The sequence below is a fragment of the Rudaea sp. 3F27F6 genome (assembly GCF_005503555.1).
In the GTDB taxonomy this organism is placed as follows: domain Bacteria; phylum Pseudomonadota; class Gammaproteobacteria; order Xanthomonadales; family Rhodanobacteraceae; genus Rudaea.
Genome location: NZ_SCNG01000001.1, coordinates 249,700 through 272,299, shown reverse-complemented (window position 1 = coordinate 272,299; position 22,600 = coordinate 249,700). Strand labels below are relative to the sequence as shown.

General features: G+C 67.2%; 10 protein-coding genes. 9 read left to right on the top strand and 1 reads right to left on the bottom strand.

Going from position 1 to position 22,600, the window contains the following annotated elements; translation table 11 throughout:
* Positions 1–287 precede the first annotated feature (287 nt).
* The 5 genes from FFS30_RS01165 (at position 288) to FFS30_RS01145 (ending at position 10,983) form a co-directional block, all read left to right on the top strand.
* Positions 288–4,535, top strand: a complete 4,248-nt coding sequence (locus FFS30_RS01165; protein WP_137911280.1) for a hypothetical protein — start codon at positions 288–290, stop codon at positions 4,533–4,535.
* Positions 4,532–5,431 carry a peptide chain release factor N(5)-glutamine methyltransferase gene (gene prmC / locus FFS30_RS01160; protein WP_249352110.1) on the top strand — a complete coding sequence of 300 codons (900 nt, stop codon included), beginning with the start codon at positions 4,532–4,534 and terminating at the stop codon, positions 5,429–5,431. The genes FFS30_RS01165 and prmC overlap by 4 nt, the downstream gene beginning before the upstream one ends.
* A gap of 49 nt (positions 5,432–5,480) precedes the next feature.
* Positions 5,481–8,009 carry a protein kinase gene (locus FFS30_RS01155; RefSeq protein WP_171014352.1) on the top strand — a complete coding sequence of 843 codons (2,529 nt, stop codon included), beginning with the start codon at positions 5,481–5,483 and terminating at the stop codon, positions 8,007–8,009.
* A gap of 12 nt (positions 8,010–8,021) precedes the next feature.
* Complete coding sequence (locus FFS30_RS01150) at positions 8,022–8,789, top strand: NRDE family protein (protein ID WP_137911277.1); 768 nt, start codon at positions 8,022–8,024, stop codon at positions 8,787–8,789.
* 142 nt (positions 8,790–8,931) lie between these two features.
* Positions 8,932–10,983: a ChaN family lipoprotein gene (locus tag FFS30_RS01145; RefSeq protein WP_137911276.1), complete on the top strand. Its 2,052-nt coding sequence runs from the start codon at positions 8,932–8,934 to the stop codon at positions 10,981–10,983.
* A 34-nt stretch (positions 10,984–11,017) separates the two neighbouring features.
* On the opposite strand, the gene FFS30_RS01140 is transcribed toward FFS30_RS01145, so the two are convergent.
* Positions 11,018–15,634 carry a glycosyltransferase gene (locus FFS30_RS01140; RefSeq protein ID WP_137911275.1) on the bottom strand — a complete coding sequence of 1,539 codons (4,617 nt, stop codon included), beginning with the start codon at positions 15,632–15,634 and terminating at the stop codon, positions 11,018–11,020.
* Positions 15,635–15,936: 302 nt separating this feature from the next.
* On the opposite strand from FFS30_RS01140, the gene mrcB reads away from it, so the two are divergent.
* The 4 genes from mrcB (at position 15,937) to FFS30_RS01120 (ending at position 22,595) form a co-directional block, all read left to right on the top strand.
* Positions 15,937–18,225, top strand: a complete 2,289-nt coding sequence (mrcB, locus tag FFS30_RS01135; RefSeq protein ID WP_137911274.1) for a penicillin-binding protein 1B — start codon at positions 15,937–15,939, stop codon at positions 18,223–18,225.
* Between the two features lie 79 nt (positions 18,226–18,304).
* Positions 18,305–18,829, top strand: coding sequence for a tetratricopeptide repeat protein (locus tag FFS30_RS01130; protein WP_137911273.1), 525 nt, complete (start codon positions 18,305–18,307; stop codon positions 18,827–18,829).
* 905 nt (positions 18,830–19,734) lie between these two features.
* On the top strand, positions 19,735–21,705 hold the full coding sequence (locus FFS30_RS01125; protein ID WP_137911272.1) for an ATP-dependent DNA helicase: 1,971 nt from the start codon (positions 19,735–19,737) through the stop codon (positions 21,703–21,705).
* 14 nt (positions 21,706–21,719) lie between these two features.
* Positions 21,720–22,595, top strand: a complete 876-nt coding sequence (locus FFS30_RS01120) for an aminotransferase class IV family protein (RefSeq protein ID WP_137911271.1) — start codon at positions 21,720–21,722, stop codon at positions 22,593–22,595.
* Positions 22,596–22,600: the final 5 nt, after the last annotated feature.

The following is a 22,600-nucleotide window of genomic DNA, read 5'->3' as shown; positions in this document are numbered from 1 at the left end:
AAGGCACAGTGTCTCCTCGCACCGTGGCGTGAGAGGTAAAGCAGCCCGATTTCCCCGCGGAAATTTCCAGTACGTTCGCCGCGAAGGCCAAGGTGTCATGGCGAAGAGAGCGGCGTGGCGTCGCCGCGCCGGCTTTCCCTTATCGCACATGAACGCCCGGCGCGACGGTGCGCGCGGCGGCATGAACGGCGGCGCGGTTTGTATATCATCGCCTCGGCGCGACGATAACCCCGCGCGCATTCGTCCCACGTTGCATCCCGCATCGACCGTCGTCCCAGGAGAGTTCCATGTTCCGATCGCCGTTGCGCTTCCTCGCGTTGTTGATGCTCTGCAGCCTCGCCCACGCCGCGCCGGCCGCGGACGATGCGGCGATCCCCTCGTTGCTGCGCGACTGGCGCGGCTGGGTACTCAAGGATCTCGATTTTCGCGCCTGCCCGTTCCTCGCCACGCAGATGTCGGACGATGCGAACGGACGCATCTGCGCATGGCCGGGCCGACTGAGCCTCGATGCCGGCGCGAACGGCGCCGCGTTTTCCCTGCACTGGCGCGTCGACGCGCCGTCGTGGATCGCGCTGCCCGGCGACGCGCAGCATTGGCCGCAGCAGGTCAAGGTGAACGGTCAGGCGCAGCCGGTGCTCGATCGCGGCGGCGCGCCCGCGCTCTGGCTTGCGCCGGGCAGCTACGAAGTCGGCGGCACGATCCCGTGGCGCGAGCGCCCGCAGTCGCTGCATGTGCCGGACGGTATCGGTCTTGTCGCGCTCAGTGTCGACGGCAAGACGGTGACGCCGGTGCAGCGCGACGGCGATGAAGTCACTCTAGGCCGCAGCGCGGCCGCGGCGCCCGAAGCCGACAGCGTCGAACTGCACGTGTTCCGCGAACTCGCCGACGGCGTGCCGGCGATGCTGACCACGCAGATCCGCTTCAACGCCGCGGGCCAGGCGCGCGAGGAAACCTTCGGCCCCATACTGCCCGAGGGCTTTGTCGCGACGGCGTTGAACGGCAACTGGCCCGCGCGGCTCGACAATGACGGCCGTCTGCATGTGCAGGTACAGCCCGGTTCCGCGGTGCTCAACCTCAGTGCGCGCGCGGTCGCGCCGCTTGCCGCGGTCGCCGCGCGTCTGCCCGCAGCACCGTGGCCGAAGCAGGAAGTGTGGAGTTACGAAGCCTCGCCGCGCCTGCGCGTGACCAATGCGGTCGCCGCGGTCTCGGTCGATCCGCAGCAGGCGCAGGTGCCGGCCGAATGGCAAAGCCTGCCGGCGTTCGCGCTCGGCGACGGCGAGAAGATCACCGTCGAAGAACGTTCGCGCGGGCTTGCGCCGAACGAGGCCAATCGCCTGAATCTGCGCCGCGAAGCCTGGCTCGATTTCGCCGGCTCCGGCTGGTACGCGAAGGACGTGGTCAGCGGTTCGATGGTGCAGGGTTGGCGCCTCGACGTCGCCGCGCCGTTCAAGCTCGAGCGTGCCGATGCCGGCACGCGCAGTGGCGCGAAACCGGAGGCGCTGCTGATCACGCGCGGCGCGACCGAGGCACTGTCCGGCGTCGAGTGGCGCACGCCGCAAGTGAATCTGGCGAGCGCGGTACGCATCGACGCCGTATCCGAGCTGCCCGCAACGGGTTGGCAGCAGTCGTTCGACCGCATCGACACGACCTTGCATTTTCCGTACGGCTACAAACTGCTCGCCGCACCGGGCGCGGACCGCGTCGCCGGCAGTTGGATGTCGCGCTGGAGCCTGCTCGACGTATTCATCTGCGCGATTCTCGCCCTGCTTGCATGGCGCCTGCTCGGCGTCGTCGGTGCCGTGGCCGCCGTGGCTTATCTCGCGCTCGGCTACCAGGAAGCCGGCGCACCGCTGTGGACGCTCGTCGCCGTACTCGCGCTCGCGTTGATCGCGCGCGTGGTGCCTGCGGGCAAGTTGCAGGTCGCGACGACCTGGCTGCGGCGCGCGGCGACGGCGTTGCTCGTGCTCGTCGCGCTGCCGTTCCTAGCAGACCAGGTGCGTTATGCGTTGTATCCGCAGTTGGAGCAAAGCAGTGGGTCGCGCGGAAGCTGGTTCGATGGCGACGAGTGGGGCATAGCCGCCACTCAATATAAGATGGCATCGCCACCGCCGCCTGCAGCTCCGCCGCCACCACCACCACCGGCTGCGATGATCGACGACGTGAGCCAGGAGAGGGAATTACGCAAGGAGGCGGTCGGTGCCGCAAGAAAAGCACACAGTATGGCGGCGGCGCCGAAGAGCGGCGGCTACGTCAACAACAAGGCGCTCAGTACCGTAACGGTGACCGGTAGCATTATTTCGCCGCAGCAACAGATCGACCACTACAGCCAGTCCACCGTGATGCAGACCGGTGCCGGTGAACCGAGCTGGAGTATCGGCGGCACGGCGCAACTCGGCTGGAGCGGACCGGTGACGCCGGCGCAGAGCGTGCGCCTCGTGATCGCGCCGCCCTGGCTCGTGCGGCCGCTGCGTATCGTGCTCGCGTTGCTGCTGGTATGGCTGGCGTGGAGCAGTTGGCGCGGCCGTGCAGCGTCGCCGCGTGCACCGCGTACGAGAGCGGCGAGCGTCGCGGGCTTGGCCGCCGTGATCGGCCTCGCCGCGGCCGGCTTCGTTGCGGCACCTGCCGCTCAGGCGCAAGGTATTCCTTCCGACGAATTGCTCACCCAGTTGCGTGAGCGCCTGACCGAAGCGCCGAAGTGCGCGCCGGCCTGCGCCGGCATCGCGCAGGTGCAGGTGTCGGCGAACGGCGACACGATCGCCGTCGTGCTCGACGTCCATGCGGGCGAGCGTCTCGCTGTGCCCTTGCCGCGCGTCGATGCGAACGCGACGCTGAAGAGCGTGAAAGCGGATCTCGCTGCCGATGCACCGGTCGCGCGCAGCGCCGACGGCACCGACTGGATCGCGCTCGACCGCGGCGTGCATCGCGTCGAACTGGTCTATGCAGCGAATGCCGACCGGCTCGCGCTGAACTTCGTTCTCGTGCCGGCACGCGCGCTGTTCTCGGGTACCGGCTGGACCGCGAGCGGCATCGAGGACGACCGCCTGCTCGGCGGCTCGCTGAGCCTGGCGCGCACGCGCGACGACGCCGGTGCGGGCGCCAAGCCCGAACTCGGCGCGCAGCAGTTCCCGCCGTACGTGCGCGTCGTGCGCTCGCTTGCGCTCGGTCTCGACTGGAGCGTGCAGACTCAGGTGCAGCGTCTGTCGCCGGCCACGGGCGGCGTCACGGTCGCGTTGCCGGTGCTCAGTGGCGAGCATGTTTCGACGCCGGGTATAAAAGTACAGAATTCCACCGCGACCGTCGCGATTGCCGACGGTGAAGTCGAGACGATCTGGAACGGTACGCTCGACAAGGCGGAAACGCTGACCCTGACCGCGCCGGCGCTCGCCGACCGCGCCGAGGTCTGGCGCGTGGTCGTCAGCCCGACCTGGCACGTGGATTTCGCCGGCATCCCGTTCGTCGCTCCCGACGCGGGCGACGACGCGAGCGCCGACCGCAATTTCGAGTTCTATCCGCTGCCCGGCGAAACGCTGACGTTGAAGATTACCAAGCCCGCGCCGGTCGCCGGCGCAACGCGCGCGATCGACTCGGTGAACCTGAGCAGCGAGGCCGGCCAGCGCAGCGCGGCGCATACGCTGACTTTCACCCTGCGCGCGAGCCAGGGCGGCGAGCAGACGATTTCGTTGCCGAAGGGCGCCGAAGTCACGTCGGTGCGCCGCGACGCCGAAACTCTCAACCTGCGCGCGCAGGACGGCAAGCTGACCCTGCCGGTCAAACCGGGCACGCAACGTTTCATGGTGAATTTCCGTGACGATGCCGCGATCGGGTTCATCTCGCGCACGCCGGCGGTCGCGCTCGGCCTGCCCGCGGCGAACATCGATCTCGACGAAAGCCTGCCGGCGGACCGCTGGCTGCTCGCCACGAGCGGTCCGGCCGTCGGTCCGGCCGTGCTCTACTGGGGCGAACTCGTCGTGATGATCGCCGTCGCCTGGGCGCTCGCGCGCACGCGGCGCACCAAGCTCAAGTTCCATCACTGGCTGCTGCTCGCGCTCGGTTTCTCGACGTTCTCGTGGATCGCGCTGATCGTCGTGGTCGCCTGGCTGTTCGCGTTCGACTGGCGTGCACGCTGCGCGACCAAAGAGCCATGGTGGCGCTTCGATCTGGTCCAGGTCGCGCTCGCCGTGCTGACCTTGATCGCGCTGGTCGCGCTCGTCTCCGCGATTCCGCAAGGCTTGCTCGGTTCGCCCGATATGCACGTCGTCGGCAACGGCTCCAACGCGGAGCAACTGCGCTGGTTCGCCGACCGCGTCGTCGATGTGCTGCCGCAGGCGAGCGCAGTGTCCCTGCCGATCTGGGTCTACAAAGTGTTGATGCTGGCCTGGGCGCTGTGGCTTGCGAACGCGCTGATCGGCTGGCTGCGCGACGCCTGGGCCGCATGGACGCGCGGCGGCTACTGGCGCACGCGGCCCGAAGTGCGGAATACGCAGAGCTTCGCGCCGAAGGCCGACGCGGCGCCGTCCGATACGGAGCAAAAGTGAGCGAATCGACAGTGCGCGATCTGCTCGCGCAGGCGGTGCAGTCGTTGTCGGCGGATCGCGCGACGGTCGAAGCGCGGCGCGAAGCGGAGCTGCTGTTGCAGCATGCGCTGCGCGTCGATCGCGCCTGGCTGTTCGCGCACGCTGACGACGTAGCGGATCGCGTGTTGGCTGGACAATTCCGCTGCTACGTGTCGCGCCGTGCCGAGGGCGAACCGGTGGCTTATATCACCGGCCGGCGCGAGTTCTTCTCGCTCGATCTCGCGGTGACGTCCGACGTGCTGATCCCGCGTGTGGAGACCGAACTGCTGGTCGAACTCGCGTTGGAAAAGATTCCGCCGGATGCCGCGATGCGTATCGCCGATCTCGGCACCGGTTCCGGCGCGATCGCGCTCGCCCTCGCGCACGAGCGCCCGCGTTCGCGCGTGCTCGCGACCGACGCGAGCGCCGCGGCGCTCGACGTGGCGCGCGGCAACGCGACGCGGCTTGGTTTGCTCAACGTCGAGTTTGCTCGCGGCGAGTGGTGCGCCGCGCTCGGCGAACTGCGGTTCGGCCTGATCGCCAGCAACCCGCCTTACATCGCCGCGGGCGATGCGCATCTCGGTCGCGGCGACCTGCGTTTCGAGCCGGCGCTCGCGCTTTCTTCGGGCGCCGACGGTCTCGATGCAATCCGCACGATTACGCACGATGCGCGCCGGCACCTCGAACCCGGCGGCTGGCTGCTGTTCGAGCACGGCTACGACCAGGGTGCCGCGGTGCGCGATATCTTCGCCGCAAACGGCTACGCCGAGGCGGCGACCGCGCAGGATCTCGAAGGCCGCGATCGAGTGAGCCTCGCGAGCTATACGGGTGCGCATGCTATGCTTGATCCGAGTCCGCCACCGACGCCTCGGACCTGAAATGCCGCCCCCTGGGCAGGTTCCTGAACAAGTCCGACGGCAGCAAGTTATGCCCCTGATCGAAATACCCGGATATCACATCTTGCGCCAGCTCGGCCGCGGCGGCATGGCCACGGTCTATCTCGCCACGCAGGAATCGGTGCAGCGCGACGTCGCACTCAAGGTGATGTCGCCGGCATTGCAGACCGACCCCGATTTTTCCGAGCGCTTCCTGCGCGAGGCGCGCATCGCGGCCAAGCTGCATCACCGCCACGTCGTCGGCATCCACGACGTCGGCCGCCACGGCGATCACAACTACATCGCGATGGAATACCTCGGCGGCGGCGCGGTACTGCCGAACGACGGTTCGACGCGTCCGCTCGCGTTCGCGCTGCGCATCACGCGCGAAATCGCGCTGGCACTGAACTATGCGCACGCCAAGGGCTTCGTTCACCGCGACGTCAAGCCCGACAACATTCTTCTGCGTGAGGACGGCTCCTCCGCGCTGACCGATTTCGGCATCGCGCGCGCGGCCGATTCGGCTACGCGCATGACGCGCACCGGCGCCGTGATCGGCACGCCGCACTACATGAGCCCCGAGCAGGCGCGCGGCAAGACGGTCGACGGCCGCGCCGATCTGTACAGCCTCGGCATCGTGCTGCACGAGCTGCTGCTCGGGCGCGTGCCGTACACCGCGGAGGATTCGCTCGCCGTCGGCATCATGCATATCAACGAGCCCGTGCCGGTGCTGCCCGAGCGCTATGCCGCGCTGCAGCCCTTGCTCGACCATATGCTCGCCAAGCAGCCCGAGGACCGCTACCAGAACGGCCAGCAGCTCGCCGACGCGATCGAGCGCTTCGAGCGCGCGCTCGAAGCGGGCGAACATCCGGAACTCGCGCGGTCCGCGGCCGACTCGGGCGAATTCCATTTCGGCAATATCGATCTCGGCGACGACAAGCCGGTGCCCGGCTCGGCGCGGCCGACCACGCCCGCAGTGGCTTTCCATCACCGCGCCGATCCGTCGCTCGGCCGGCTCGACGATCTCGGCGAAACCGGCAGCTATCGCGCGATCGGCCGCGGCACGCCGCGGCGCGCGGCGAAGCGTTCCACGGGTGCGCGCGGCTGGTTCGCGCCGGCCGCGATTGCGCTGGTGCTCGTCGTGCTCGGCGCGGCGGGATGGCACTGGCAGGACCGCCTGCGCTCGCTGGTGCCGAACACGCAGTTGAACGACACCATCGCGCGCGCGCAGAAGGCGCTGGCTGACGGCAAGCTGCTCGGTGACGGTGGCGCGCGCGCGTTGTTCCAGAGCGTGCGCGCCCAGGACCCGGACAACGATCAGGCACGCGAAGGCTTGAACCAGGTCGGCGAGCGTCTGCTCGCCGAGGCGCGCGAGGCCTTGCGCAAGAACGATCTCGCCACGGCGCGCAGCGATCTCGACGCGGCCAACGACATCCTTGGCGGTGGCGCCGAGGTCGAAGGACTCAAATCGGCGCTCGACGCCGCGCAGGCGCAAGGGTCGAAGGTCGAGAACCTGCTCGCACGCGCCGACACGGCGCTGACCGCGAACCGCCTGTTCGGCGCCGACGGCGCGGCGACTCTGTACCGGCAGATTCTCGAAGTCGACGCGGGCAACGCGGTCGCCAAGCACGGACTCGACAAGGTCGCCGCGGCGCAGGCGCAGCTCGCGCGCGACGCGCTCGCCCAGGGCGACATCGATCTCGCCAACCAACGCGTCGGCCAGCTCGCCGAGCTTGCGCCGAATCATGCGGCGATTCCGGAACTGCGCACCGCGCTCGCGCAGCGCCGCGCTGCCGACACGCAGGCCCAGGATCAGCAGCTCGTGCGCGCCGAGCGCGCGCTCGGCGAAGGCAAACTCGCCGGTCCCGAAGGCGCGCAGGCGCTGTTCGGCGCGGTGCTCAAGAGCGACGCGAACAATGCGCTGGCGAAAGCGGGTCTACGCAAGGTCGGCCTCGCTTATGCCGCGCAGGCCGGCGTGCAACTCGATGCGAACAATTCCTCCGCGGCTGAAGCCGCGCTGCGCCAGGCCGAGGCGCTCGCCGGCAACGCCGAGGAAGTGCGCCGCGTGCGCGCGCGCATGCGCGACCAGCGCGAGTCCGACGCGATCGCGCAGGAGCAGCTCAAGGAACCGAGCCTCGCCGATCGCGCGCGCATCGAGGACATGCTCGCCGAAGCCGACCGCGCGCTCGCCGCGGGCGTGCTCATGGACCCGGGCGGTGCCTACGACAAATACCGCGCGGTGCTCGGCATCGACGGCAACAACACGCGCGCGATGGAAGGACTGAAGCGCATCGCGCCGCGTGCGCGCACGCTGTTCGACCAGTCGCTCGGCACCAACCGGCCGAACGCGGCGCGCGGTTATCTCGACGCGATCGCCGACACCGATCCGGGCAACCCTGCGATCATCGGTCTGCGCGAACGCCTCGCCAATGCTTATCTCGATCAGGCCGACCGCTACGTCGGCCGCGGCCAGCGCGGCGAGGCGACGCGTGCGCTCAACGCCGCGCGCCAACTCAGCCCGGCCAATCCGCGCAGCGCCGCGCTCGAGGCGAGAATCGAAAACCTGCCCGCGGGCAGCTAGGGCGGCGCGATCATGTGTCTGCTGCTGCTCGCGATCGACGCCGTTCCCGGCCGGCCCTGGCTGCTGCTCGGCAATCGTGACGAGTTCCATGCGCGCCCGACCGCCGCGGCGCAGGAATGGAGCGACGCGCCCGGCGTATTCGGCGGCCGCGATCTGCAGGCCGGCGGTTCCTGGCTTGCGGTCAACCGCAACGGCCGCTACGCCGCCGTCACCAATGTGCGCCAGCCCGGTGCGCCCGCGGCCGCACGCTCGCGCGGCGCGCTGATCGGCGAATTCGTCGGTGGGACGCGGGCGCCGGCGGCCTACGCGGAGACGGTGGGGCGCGAACGCGCCGAATACGGTCCGTTCAATCTCGTCGTCGGCGACGCGGCCGGTGCCTGTTTCGTCAGCAGCATCGACGGCGCCGTGCGACAGCTCGGCACGGGCATTCATGCTTTCAGCAACGGCTCGCTCGAAGACAAGTGGCCGAAGATGCGCCGCCTGCACGAGAAATTTTCCGCCTCGCTGCAAGCCGGCAAGATGGAAGACGAACCTTTGCTCGACCTGCTCTACGACGATACCCGGCCGGAAGACAAAGACCTGCCGGAGACCGGAATCGGCATCGAATTCGAACGCCGCCTGGCGTCGATCTTCGTCATGCCGATGGCGGTGCACGGCGACGCCTACGGCACGCGCGCGAGCACGCTGGCTTATGCGCGCGCCGACGGCAGCTTCGTTCTGCACGAGCGGCGCTTCGGTGCGGATGCGCGCGCGTCGGGCGAATCGCGCCTCGAATTCTGATTTCGCGCGTCCGCACTTTCGCCGCAACGGCGATTGCGCCTGCGACGCTGCGCATTGAATACGTATTCAAGCGATGCCGCTGCCGGCGGCGCAGGCGAATGCGCTATAAACGCGCGCATTCGCATATTCGGAGCACCGATCGATGAGGCAGGGCGGCAACCGCGCGACGCGGAAATCAGATGGCGCAGCGTGGTGGCTGGTTGCTCTGTTGCTGTTATTGCCGGTGCAGTTCGCCGCGGCCGAAGGCACGCTGGTGCGCTATCCGGCCTATGCGTCGAAATTCGTCAAGGCGCGCGACGTGACCGTTTGGCTGCCCGAAGGCTACGACGCCAAGGGCGAACGCCTGCCCGTGATCTACATGCACGACGGAGAGAATCTCTACGATTCGAGCCATTCGCTGAGCGGTGCGAACTGGGGCGTCGATACAACGGCATCGCGCCTGATCAGCGAAGGCAGGATGCCGCGCGTGATCGTTGTCGGCATCGCCAGCACCGACTTGCGCGGTCGCGAATACCTGCCGAAGAAAATCTACGATCGCCTGCCCGCCGAGACACGCGCAGCGATCGCGAAGGGCTGGGGCGGCGAGCCTTTGTCCGACGCATATCTGCGTTTCATCGTGGAGGAGCTTAAGCCCTTCGTCGATCGCACCTACCGTACCCGGCCGGGTCGCGCCGACACCTATGTCATCGGTTCGTCGATGGGCGGACTGATATCGTTCTACGCGCAGGCCGAGTATCCGCAGGTGTTCGGCGCGTCGGCATCGCTGTCGATGCACTGGCTGCTCGGCAGTTCGCGCGAGCCGCGGCCCGATCCGGCCGTATACGCGCCGCAAGTGACGCAGGCCTTTGCCGGCTATCTCGATGCCAGCGTGCTGCATCCGGCCGGACATCGCGTCTACATCGACCAGGGCACGGCGACGCTCGATGCGTTTTATCGGCCTTACAGTCTCGCGTTCGAAGATTTGATCGCCGCGCGCGGATGGACGCGCGGCAGCGATTTCGAGAGCCGCGTCTTTGCCGGAGAGAACCACAGCGAAGGCGCATGGAACAAACGCCTCGCCACACCGCTGCAATTCCTTTTCTCGCCGCGCGTGTCGGCCACCGCAACGGTGCGACCGCATACCGATGCGGAACATTTGGCTTTCCTCAAGCGCGCGCAGAAACCGGACGACTATCTCGTCGGCAAGTTCCGCCACGTCGATGTGCTGCTGCTCGGCGAGGATCATGCGGTCAAACAGAACCTCGACTTCGTCGCCGCACTGATCCCGAAACTGTACGCGGCTGGCGTACGCAATTTGGTCATGGAGTTCGGCACCGAGGAAGACCAGAACGCGCTCGACGCCTTGGTGACTGCGGCAAGTTTCGACGAAGCCCGCGCCAGGGAACTGATGTTTCGCTACAACAGCATGTGGAGCTGGAAGGAATACCGCGAGCTGTATCGCGCGGCCTGGGCGTTCAACCGCACGCTGACGCGTGGGCAGCCGCCGTTCCGCATCGTCAACATGAGCTATCGCTACGACTGGAGTGGTTTCGACGGCGTACGCACGCCGCAGAGTCTAGCGAAGATCTTTCCGCGCGGTACGCCCGACGCGTTCCGCGCCGATCTGATCGCGCGCGACATCCTCGGCCGCGGCGAAAAGGCCCTCGTGCTGACCGGCACGCTGCACGCGTTCACCCGATTCGCCATGCCGGAAACGCATGCCGACAGCGACGGCTTCTGCCTGCGCACTGAGAACGCGCTCGGCAATCGGCTGTTGCGCGCTTACGGTGAGCGCGTCGGCAACGTGCTGCTGCATCAGAGTCTGCCGAACCGACCCGGCGCGCAGCCGGCGTTCGCGCAGCCGGGCGGCGGCGAAATCGAACGCTTGATGCGGCTCAATGCGAATGCGCCGGCCGGCTTCGATCTGCGCGGCACGCCGCTCGGCGACGTGCGCGAGCCGGGCTACTACAGCCTCTGCGACGAGAAGCTGAGCCTCGGTGAATTCTTCGACGGCTACGTCTTTCTTGCGCCGTTCTGGCAACTCGCGCCGGCGACGCCCGATCCCGGTTTCGTCGACGCGGCGAATCTGCAGTCGGCGCTCTCGCAGTTCCCCGATCCGGACTGGAGCCCGAAGCCCGCCGACCTCGCCGGCGTCGAAGCGCATCTGCAGAAGATGGCCGACGACATCGAGCGGCGCTACCGCGCGGCGCAATAAGCGGCGCCGCGCGAGCGCGGCGCACGTCTTCGGATCAGGGCAGGATGGTTTTGAGCGCCGCGCGCGCGGCCTCGAACGAGAAGTGCGAGCGCACGTTTTCCAACCCGTTCGCGGACAAGGTATTCCACAGCGCCTCGTCGCCGTAGAGGCGGACGACGGCATCGGCGAAATCGGCCGGCTTGTCGGCGACGAGCACCTCGCGTCCGGCGTCCACGTGCATGCCTTCGACCGCGGTGGCGGTGGCGACCACAGGCAGGCCGTAGCTCATCGCCATATTGACCTTGCCCTTGACCCCGGCGCCGACGCGCAGCGGCGCGACCGAGATGCGGCAGCCGTCCATGTAGGGCGCGATGTCTTCGACGTAACCGTGCACGACGACGCTGTCGCTCGCCAGCGCGAGCACTTCGGCGACGACCTTGCTACCGATGATGTGCAGCTTGACCGCCGGCGCCTGCGCGACCACGCGCGGGAACACTTCGCGCACGAACCACTGCATCGCGTCGATGTTCGGTGGATGCTGGAAGCCGCCGACGAAGACCAGGTCGGCGCGCTCGGCGTAGCCGCGGCGCAGCCCGTAGATTTCATGGACGTTGCTCAACACCTCGACGCGCGCCTGTGGCACTTCGCGCGCGAGGATCGCCTGTTCGACCGGGCTGACGACGAGGGTGATGTCGCATTCGCGCATCAGTTCGAGCTCGGCCTCGCGCGTCGCTGCGGCCTGACGTGCGAGTTCGGGCTTGCCTTCGAGTTCGGCGCTGCGTTGTTCGCGCAAGTAGTGCAGATCGACGGTGTCGAAGATCACCGTCGCGCGCGGCGCGTACAGGCGTACGAGGTCGAGATAATTGCTCGCGACGTAGTGGCGCGACAGGATCACCGCGTCTAGCGACTCGCCGTTCTCGCGCAGCCATGCGGCCGGATCGGCGAAGAACGGATGGTAGAGCGCCTCGACGCCGAGCGCCTGCAGGCCTTCGGTATACTTTTCCGCATGCGCCCAATTGTCCGGCAGGAAGCTGACGTGCCAGCCGGCCTCGCGCAGCAGGCGCATCAGGTTGGTCATGCGCAGCGAGCCCGAATCCTGGTCGGGCGTCGGCGTGTAGGCGTCGACGACAAGCACGCGGCGCGGACTACGGAAGTTCGCCGCGGCCGGAGCCAGCTTCGCCGAATCGATCGGCGCGGGCTGGCGGGTGAGCGCGTCCTTCCACTTGTCGAGGAATTTTTCGCGGTTGACGACCTGATACTGCTTGACCCCGCTGCCGGTGTCGGTGCCCGAGGTGATGCCCTCGAAGTGAATGACGACCGAGCGCGGTTCGTAGAACACTTTCTTGCCCGCGGCGCGCACGGCGAAGGCGAGGTCGGTGTCCTCGTAGTAGGCCGGCGTGTAGCGTGTGTCGAAGGCGCCGAGCCGCTCGAACAGCGCGCGCGGCAGCATGATCGCCGCGCCGGAGCAGTAGTCGGCTTCGCGCCGGTATTCGTAGCGCGGATCGTTCGGGTTGTCGAAGCGGCCGTAGTTCCAGCCCGAGCCGTCGCGGAAGACGATGCCGCCGGCTTCCTGCAGGCGGCCGTCGGGATAGACCAGCTTGGCGCCGACCAGGCCCGCGTCGGGTTCTTCGGCGAAGCAGGCGACGAGCGCATCGAGCCAGCCGCGCGTGACGACGGTGTCGTTGTTGAGGAACAGCACGAACTCGCCGTGCGCGAGCGCCGCGCCGGCGTTGCACGAACCGATGAAGCCGAGGTTGCGCTCGTTGCGCACGGCGCGGATGCCGTCGATCTGTGCGAGTTGCGCCGGCGTCGCGTCGCTCGAACCGTCGTCGACGACGATGACCTCGAACGGCGTCGCGCCGGCATGCTCGCCGAGTGAGCGCAGGCAGGCGACCGTATATTCGATCTTGTTGTAGACCGGAATGACGATGCTGACTTTCGCCTGCGCGGACGTCGGCACGGCGAAGGTTTCCAGCGGCGCATCGGGTTTCGCCGGCACCGGCGGCACGGCGATGATCGGCGCCGGCACGGGCGCGCCGCGCTTGCGCGCGAATTCCTCGCCGATGCGGCGGAATGTGCCGAACAGGCCGCGCCGCGCGAGGCTGCCGCGCGTGCGCGCGGCGGCGCTGCGCACGCGTTTCAACTGGAAGCCGATGCGCGTGCGCGCGCCGCGCAGCTTGCGCATCGCGAAACGCAGCGGGCCGGTGATGCGCCACGAGGTGCTGCCGAGCATTTCCTGGACCTTCTCGTTGAGTTGCAGCGCCCAGCGTGTGCGCTCGTCGAAATCGTTTTGCAGCTGTGTATGTGCGTGGCTCAGGTTCGTGTATTCGCCGCGCACATTCTGCAGCTCACCGTCGAGTTCCGTGGCCCAGCGCGTGCGCTCGTCGAATTGAATCTGCAGACGCTTGTGCACGCGTGCGAAGCGCGAGAGTTCGTTGCGCGTCTCGGTTTCGCGCGCGGCGGACTGTTGCGCCCACTGCGTGCGCTCGTCGATCGTCTTGTCCTGCTCGGCGATATAGGCCTGGTTCTTCTCGATGACTCGGCGCGCACGGCGAACGTCGTGTTCGAGTCCGATCGCCCAATCGCTGCGCTGGGCGATTTCGCCCTGCTGCCGTGCGATCTGCTCGCGCAGATCGGCGTTGAGGCGCTGCGCGTTGCCGAGCAGGTCGGCCCGCGTCTGCGCGAGGATAGTGTCGGATGTCGATGCGGTCGCGTCCGCGGTTATTACACGGCGCGAAGACAGCGGCAGCAGCGCGGCGTAATCGGCGGCCATCTGAGCGAGATCGTGCGGTGGTGCAGCGACGAGGCTGGCACGCGCCGCGCCGATCGCCGCGGGATTTTGTGCAAGCCGTTCGACGCCGGCCGCCACGGATTCGGCCGCGGGGGCGACGAGCCAGCCGTCGACGCCGTCCTTGATGCGCTCGGCAAGCGCGCCGACGCGCGTCGCGATGGCGGGTATGCCGAGGCTCGACAGTTCCGACAGCGTGTAGCTGAAAGTCTCGGCGACGGTCGGTAGCAGCAGCGCAGCGTCGGGGCGGATCTGCGCGAGCAGGGCGGGCAGGTCGGCGCGGCGGTAGTTGAGCACGACGTGCACGCCGGTTTCGCCGAAGAACTGCTCGCCTTCCGCACCGGCGCCGAGCAGGAACAGCTCGGCATGTTCGCGCAGCGCAGGCAACGCCGCGCGCAGCAGTTCGGCGCCCTTGCCGCGGCGCACGCGGCCCGGCACGACGAGACGCAGGCTCGGGCGCGCTGGCGGCGCGGGTGTCGGCACCGGCGCGCCGGGCGGCCACGGCGCGAGGCCGTGCGGAATCACCGAGGCGACCAGCGCTTTGAGGCGCGGTTCGAGGCGCAGCAGATTCTGCAGCGCCGAACGGCTCGGTGCGACGATATGCGGTTTCGCCGCGAGCGCCGCGGACACGTAGGCCGCGCGCAGGCGGCGCCAGTATTCCGGCTCGCGCTCGGCGAACTCGAAGTCCGTGCCTGCGCGCGCAAGATCAGCGGCGAGCTGCGCGTCGTCGAAAGCGAGCTGCGCATCGCCGAAATCGCGATGCAGGATCGGCCACAGCGGATAGTAGTCGTGCGTGACCAGCACGGTCGGCAGGCCGCTGCGCAGCGCATCGAGGCTGTGACCGATCAGCGACGAAATCATTAGCGCATCGACGTGGTAATCGCGCAGCGCTTCGTCGAGGAAGGCTTTGTACGCTGTGTCGCCGGTCGTCGTGCTGCGGATCGGGTTCGGCAAGGTCAGGCTGCGCAGTGCCGGCGTCGAGAACGCGCCGTCGACGAGTTCGAGCGATTCTCCGTAGCAGCGCCGCGGGAAATTGCCGCGCGCGACGAGGACCAGATGATGCCGCTCGGCATCGGCGCTGGCGAGGTCGCGCACGAAGCGCTCGGCGCCGCCGCCCCAGCCGTGCAGCACGTGCAAGACGACGGGCTTGTCGTCGAGGCCGAAGTAAGCGCGCGGTGTATTGCGTTCGCCGGGCGTGGCTTCTGCGGTCAACGCAGCGGACACGCGCTCGCGCAGCTCGCCGAGCGGCGACGGCGGCATGGCGTCGCCGCCGGGCGGCACCGGTGCGGGACCGCGTAGAGCGGTCGCGGGATCGGCGACGTAGAGATGATCGAGTACGACGCCGCGCAACGGCGCCAGCGTCTGCGGCAGAGCAAGCGTGCGCACGTTCGCCGCGACTATGCGCTGCAGGCCGGCGCCGCTCCATGCGCTCAGCAGCGGCGAGAACGACGAGGTATCGATCGATCTGCCGCGGCCGTAGGCATGGCAGAGCGCATCGACGACGGCCGCGTCGGCGGCGCAGCGCAGGCCCGTGATCAGCGGCGAACGCGCCGGATCGGTGTTGTCGAGCGGGCTGGCGACGAGCGTGTCGTCGGCCGCCAGCGCGCGCATCAGGCGCGAATACCAGTACGGCGGTAGCGTAGTGTTCGCGCGCAGCAGGATCACCTCGTCGCCGGGCCACGCCTCGGCGGCCGCGTGCAGTACGGCCGCAGCATCGTCGCCTTCGATTCGCGCGAAGGCGTCGCCGCTATCCGCGGACGCGCCGAACAGGGCGAGGTCGCAATTCGTGGCTTCGGCGCGCACGCGCGCGAGCCAGCCGGCTTCCGCGGCCTGCGCGCCGAATACGCACAGACGCGGCCGGGTTTGGAGGTTGGAGTCGATCAAAGCAGAATCCGTGGCGAATGCGGACGCCGGGCCTTTCGCTCCGGAATGGAGAAAGCGTCCGGCGCGCGTAAGCCCCCTGATGGCGTGCGGTCAGGTCGATATTGCTCTTGGAGCATCTGCAAAATCCGTGGCCAATTGTGGCTAAACGCGGAAATTATCGCGGATGCGCGGCGCAAAGTCATCGCGGGGGCTTGTTGTTCAGGCTGATCGAGTAGAGTTTGCCCAAGCCGTCGTTCATCATGGCGCGGATCAGAAAGCGGCGTTGCCGGCCAACCTTTCCAATGGAGTGAGGTACCCTTTTTTTGTCTTTCCTGTCTACTTCGCTAGAAACGTTCCGCTTCGTCTGGCGCTTCGCGCGCGTGCCGTTCTGGCTCGGCCTCGGATTCGCGGCCGGTTTCCTGCCGCTGTATGTGCAGAATCTCGACGCGCAACTGCGCAGCCGATTCGACGATTTTTCCTGGGATCTGCCGAGCCGCGTCTACGCGCGGCCGCTCGAACTGCGCGCGGGCACGCCGATGTCGGCGGAGGTCTTGCTGATGGAGCTCGACGCGTCACGCTACGAAGCCGACGCGGCGGCGAAACTGCCCGGCACCTATGTGCGTAACGGGGCGAAGTTCGTCATCGCGCGGCGCGCCTTCGTCGATGCCGAAGGCGCGCAGAAGCAGCGCAGGGTCGCGGTGACGCTGTCGGGCAACGCGGTGGCGAGCGTCGCCGATGCAGACACCGGTGCGGCGCTCGAATACGCGCGGCTCGACCCGGCGCGCATTGCCACGCTTTACGGCTCCGAGCAGGAGGAGCGCCGCGTGGTCAAGCTTGAACAGTTGCCGCCGTTGCTCGTTGCCGGCCTGCAGGCGGTCGAGGACCGCGAGTTCAAGCATCATCACGGCATCAACACCTTCGCGATCGTGCGCGCGATGCTCACCAATCTGTTCGCCGGACGCATGGTCCAGGGCGGCAGCACGCTGACCCAGCAGCTGGTCAAGAATCTGTTTCTCGACAACAGCCGCAAGTTTGCACGCAAGTTCAACGAGGCGATCATCTCGCTGCTGATCGAGGCGCGCTACGACAAGCACCGCATCCTCGAGACTTACATGAACGAGGTCTTCCTCGGCCAGCAGGGCGGTCAAGCGGTGCACGGCTTCGCCGCGGCCGCGGAGTTCTATTTCGGCCGCGATGCCAAAGACCTCAAGCCGGCCGAGATCGCCCTGCTCGTCGGCATGGTGCAGGGGCCGAGTTTGTACGATCCGCGGCGCAGTCCCGAGCGTGCGTTGACCCGGCGCAATATCGTGCTCAATTCGTTCTATGAGACTGGCCTGATCGACGCGGACACGTTCAAGTCGGCGCGCGACGAAAAGCTCGGCGTGGCCGATACGCCCGGCCTGCCGCGCAACCGCTACCCGGCTTTCCTCGATCTCGTGCGCCAGCAGCTCCAGCACGATTATCCCGATGCGCAGCTGCAGCGCGCGGGCCTCGTTGTCTACACGACACTGGCGCCGTCGACGCAGGCGTTGGCCGAGCAGGCGTTGGTCAAGACGCTCGACGGCCTAGGCAAGAAGCAGGCCGAGACCCAGGGCGCGATGGTCGTCACCGGCGCGCGCGACGGCGAAGTGCAGGCGCTGATCGGCGCACGCGATCCGGCCGATCCCGGTTTCAACCGTGCGCTCGACGCGCGGAGGCCGATCGGCTCGCTGGTCAAGCCGTTCGTCAATCTCGTCGCGCTCGCGCAGCCGGACAAATACTCGCTCGCGACCCTGCTCGACGATTCGCCGGTCGACATGGCGATGCCGAACGGTTCGCGCTGGACGCCGCAGAACGACGATCGGCTCAGTCACGGCAACGTGCCGATGATCGACGTGCTTGCGCATTCGTACAACCTCGCCACGGTTCATCTCGGCCTCGCCCTGGGCCTGCCGAAGATTCGCGGCCTGCTCGAATCGTTCCGCCTCGATGCGGATATCAATCCGAATCCATCACTGCTGCTCGGCGCGGTCGATCTGTCGCCGTTCCAAGTCGCCCAGCTCTACCAATATTTCGCCGCCGACGGTCACGCGCTGCCGCTGCGCGCGCTGCGCGGCGTAGTCGATGCGCAGGGCAAGGCGCTGGCACGCTACGGCGTGAAGCCCGGCGCGGGCAACTACATCCAGCCCGCGCGGCTGGTCACGTTCGCCATGCAGGACGTCACCGAACACGGCACCGCGCATGCGATCTCCGATCAAGGCCTCGGCAACCTGCACGCGGCCGGCAAGACCGGCACCAGCGATTCGCAGCGCGACGCCTGGTTCGCCGGTTTCACCGGTTCGCACCTCGCGGTCATCTGGGTCGGCCGTGACGACAACAAGGTCACCGGCCTGTGGAGCTGGAGCGGCGGCGTGGCCACCTGGGTAGCGCTGTTCAAAAAATTGCCGAGCGCGCCGCTCGATATTCCTCTCGACGGTATCGACATGGTCACGGTCAATCCGCAGTCGGGCCAGCGCACCGAGGCGCATTGCGCGGGCGCGCGGCAACTGCCGTTCATGTCCGGCTTCGCCCCGACCGAGACGGACGGCTGCGTTCTGCAAGAGATCAAGTCGATTTTCAGCGGAAACCCGTAAACTATGCGCGGAGCGCCGTCGCGAAAATTTTGATCGCGGCGGCGAGCAAATGAACGCCGTTCCGCTTCCGGGTCTAAACATGAATTTTTCCAAGTTTGCCGTTCTCGCCGTCGCATCCGGCGCGCTGCTCGCCGCCTGCACCCAGCCCGCTCCGCCGGCCAAGGTCGCGGCCAAACCTGACCGCGATCCGAGCGCTGCGGTCACTGCGATCCGCGCGGCCGGCTCCAAGGTCGAGTCCGCCGTCGAAGTGAAGCCGCTGCGCGACCCGGCGGTCGACGGCCTGCTCAAGCAGGCGCGCGATCTCGAAGCGCAGGGTCAGTTCGCACCGGCGCTCGACGCGGTACGCAAGGCCGAGAAGATCGCCGGGCCCGGGCCCGACATTTTGCAGTTCGAAGCCGAACTCCTCGTCGAATTGCGCGAATGGCGCCAGGCCGGCGAAGTTGCGCAGAAGTCCTACGACGCCGGTCCCAAGGTCGGAGCGCTGTGCGCGCGCAACCAGCAGACGCTCGTCGAGGTCCGCAACGCGCTCGGCGACGCCGCGGGCGCCGAGCAGGCCCAGGCGCAGGTCGCCGCGTGCAAGCAGGCGGCGCCTGCGCGCTATTGACGGTTGGCGCTGCGCTTGGCTCTCTCCTTTGCTCGTCATGCCCGCTTTCGCTCGTCATCCCCGCATGTTCTTAGCGGGGATCCAGCGACTTTGCTTTTTTTGTTTTTGTTTGAGAGCAAAGGCTTCCACTCGCCCTTTGGGCGAGCGGGTCACTTTTCTTCAGCAGCGAAGAAAAGTAACCAAAAGACGCCGCCCCAGAACATTGCGCCCTATGGGCATCCTGCCCATAGGATTCTCGTCAACGGCCGGGTTCCGCTAATTGCACATCCGTATGCAATAGCGGAATCGGCGCGATCCATCGCGCCGCCCCTGACGGGCCTTTTCGTCCGCTGCCGCCGCAATGTAATGGGGGCCCGGAGAAGCGAAAGCAGCGCACATCGTGCGTGCCAAAGCAACGGCCACCTTCGTAGGCTGTGGCTTTTGATCTTGGGTCCCCGTCAGCCGCGGCGAGGGCATGACGGATCAGCCCATAGGGTCGCGCGCAGGATGCGCGCGAGTTCGCGAATGGACATGGATGTCCATCGAGCAAACCCCGGCATGACCTTGCGGACTCGCAGCGAAGCTGCGAGCGCGGCTCCCGGGGTGCATTTCTTTGGTTACTTTCTTTGGGCAAGCAAAGAAAGTAACCCGCTCGCCCGTAGGGCGAGTGGAAGCCTTTGCTCCGAAATCAACGCAAACAAAAGCAAAGTCACTGGATTCCCGCTAAGAGCACGCGGGAATGACGAGCATACGCGAGAGCTGGATTCCTGCTTGACCAGCCATTGGGCTGTTGAGAGCCTCAGGAATGACGAGCAGAGAGCAAAGCCGAGCGACATGAATCGCGCCCCCAGATGCGTGGCAACAACGAAATACGTAGCCACAACGAATAACCACGACGAAAACAACGGAAACAAAGGCGCAACGAAGTGATCGGCCAAAGCCAAAGCGCGCATGAGCTGCTCGGCCCCGACGGCCCGTTCGCCCACGAGGTGGCGAACTTCGCTCCGCGCGAATCCCAGCAAGTGATGGCCGACGCGGTCGAGGAAGCGATTGCCGATCGCGAAATCTTGATTGCGGAAGCGGGCACCGGCACGGGCAAGACCTTTGCTTATCTCGTGCCCGCGCTGCGCTCGGGCAAGCGCGTGATCGTATCGACCGGGACGAAGACGCTGCAAGACCAGTTGTTCCATCGCGATCTGCCGCGCGTGCGCGCGACGATCGGGGCGCGGCTGAAGACGAGCCTGCTCAAGGGGCGGGCGAATTATTTGTGCCTGTACCGCACCGATCAGGTCAGCCGCGACGGACGGCTGACTTCGCGCGAACAGGTCGCGCACTTGCAGGCGATCCGCGCGTGGTCGAAGCGCACGGCTTCGGGCGATCGCGGCGAGTTCGCCGAAGTGCCGGAGGACTCGCCGCTGTGGCCGCGCGTGACGTCGACCGCAGAGAATTGCCTCGGCGCCGATTGCCCGATGTTCGGCGACTGCTTCGTCGTCAAGGCGCGGCGCGCGGCGCAGGAGGCCGACCTCGTCGTCGTCAATCATCATTTGCTGTTCGCGGATCTGGCGATCAAGCAGGAAGGCTTCGGCGAAATCTTGCCGGGCGCTCAGGCGTTCATTCTCGACGAAGCGCACCAGATTCCCGAGCTGGCCGGCGTGTTTTTTTCCACGAGCATCACGTCGCGCCAGCTCACCGAGCTTGCGCAGGACGCGCTGGCGGAATGCGCGCAGGTCACCGGCGCGCTCGCCACGTTGAGAGCACCGATCGAGGCGATGGCGCCGGCATTGCGCCGTGTGCGCCTTGCGCTCGACAAGCTGCCCGCGAAGGGCGCGTTCGCATTGATCGAAAACGACAGCATTGCGCAGAGCGAGCTGCGCGATCTCGAAGACGTATTGAAGAATTTGACCGAAGCGCTTGGGCTGCACTCGGAGCGCTCGCGGGGCATGGACAGCGCGCATCAGCGCGCCGAGGGCATGTGCCAGCGCCTGCACTCGGTGCTCGATGGCGGCGCCTACGATGCGGTGCACTGGTACGAGTTGTTCCAGCAGGGCTTTTCGTTTCATGCGACGCCGCTCGACCTGGCGCCACCGATGCGCGCGCTGCGCGAGCAGTCGCGCGCGAGTTGGATTTTCACTTCGGCGACTTTGTCGGTGGCCGGCGATTTCCAGCACTTCTCGCGCCAGCTCGGCCTTGATGATCCGGTGAGCCTGAGTCTGCTCAGCCCATTCGACTACCAGCGGCAGGCGTTGATGTATTTGCCGAAAGGTCTGCCGGACCCGAACGCATCCGACTACACCGACCGCGTGATCGCCGCCGCAAGGCCTGTGCTCGACGCGGCGCGTGGCCGCACCTTTCTGCTGTTCACCTCGCATCGCGCGCTGCGTCGCGCGGCGGACCTGCTCGCCGATTCGGCGTTTCCGCTGTTCATACAGGGAACCGCGCCGAGGCACCAATTGCTCACCCAGTTCCGCGAATCGGGCAATGGCGTCCTGCTCGGCGCGGCAAGTTTCTGGGAAGGCGTCGACGTGGCCGGCGAGGCCCTGAGCTGCGTCATCATCGACAAACTGCCGTTCGCCGCGCCTGATGATCCGGTTTTGGTCGCGCGTCTCAATGCACTGCGCGAAAGCGGCGGCAATCCGTTCTTTGACTGGCAGGTGCCGGCTGCGGTGATCGCGCTCAAACAGGGTGTCGGCCGTCTGATCCGCGACGTCGCCGATCGCGGCGTGCTGATGCTTTGCGACCCGCGACTGACAGGTAAAGCCTACGGCAAACTGTTTCTCAAGAGCCTGCCGCCGATGCCGATAACGCGCGAGCCGGCGGACGTGGAGAAATTTTTCGCCGTTGCAGGCCGGGCGGAACAGGCGCTCTTGCCCGAACCCCCGCTTGTGGGAGAGGGCTGAGGTCGGAGGGAGTCATGTCCACAAAAGATCCATCGGTTGCCCCCACGCTCTCCGATTTGTCCGCGCATGCGGAAAAGGAGACCGCGGCGGTGCGTGTCGAACTCAACGGCGCACCTGCGGGTGTCGACGATTTGCGCTATCTCGTGCAGACCAACTACGGACATTTCACCGCGCTGCGCGTGGAAGACGGCGGTGTGCGCGGCCTCAATCTGCATCTGGACCGGTTGCAGCACGCGACGCGCGAGCTGTTCGGCAGCGAGCTCGATCGCGAACGCGTACGCGGCTACCTGCGCCATGCCGTTGCCGACAGCACGCGCGATTTGTCAGTACGCATCAATGTTTTCTCGCGCGCGCTCGATCGCGAGCATCTCGACCGAGCGGTCGAAACGGACGTGCTTATCATCGTCGCACCCGCATCGCCGCCGCATGCGGCGCCGCCGCTGCGCTTGAAATCATTCCGTTACGCGCGCGACGACGCGGCGATCAAGCACGTCGGCACATTTCCGCTGTTCCGCTACCGGCGCCTCGCGCAGCAGTCCGGTTTCGACGATGCCGTCTTCGTCGACGAGAACGGCATCGTCAGCGAAGGTTCGATCTGGAACATCGGCTTCGTCGACCGCGACGGCGGCATCGTCTGGCCCGATGCGCCGCAGCTCGACGGCGTGAGCATGCAATCGCTGAAAAGCGGCCTGGCAGGCGCCGGGGTGCCGAGCGTCGCACGTACCGTGCGCCTCGCCGAGCTCGCCACGTTCCGCGCCGCGTTCTTCACCAATGCGAGCGTGCCCGTGCGACCGATTGCTTCGATTGACTCCTGTGAGTTCGCGGGCGACGACGAGGCGGTGCAAATGCTGCTGCGGTGCTATCGATCGAATCCGGCGAGTTCTCTTTAGCAGGA

Bases quoted from the DNA above. Each gene is read 5' to 3' on its own strand.
- FFS30_RS01155 (WP_171014352.1), top strand. From the start codon at position 5,481: ATGCCCCTGATCGAAATACCCGGATATCACATCTTGCGCCAGCTCGGC.
- FFS30_RS01130 (WP_137911273.1), top strand. From the start codon at position 18,305: ATGAATTTTTCCAAGTTTGCCGTTCTCGCCGTCGCATCCGGCGCGCTG.
- FFS30_RS01150 (WP_137911277.1), top strand. From the start codon at position 8,022: ATGTGTCTGCTGCTGCTCGCGATCGACGCCGTTCCCGGCCGGCCCTGG.
- FFS30_RS01165 (WP_137911280.1), top strand. From the start codon at position 288: ATGTTCCGATCGCCGTTGCGCTTCCTCGCGTTGTTGATGCTCTGCAGC.
- FFS30_RS01145 (WP_137911276.1), top strand. From the start codon at position 8,932: ATGAGGCAGGGCGGCAACCGCGCGACGCGGAAATCAGATGGCGCAGCG.
- FFS30_RS01120 (WP_137911271.1), top strand. From the start codon at position 21,720: ATGTCCACAAAAGATCCATCGGTTGCCCCCACGCTCTCCGATTTGTCC.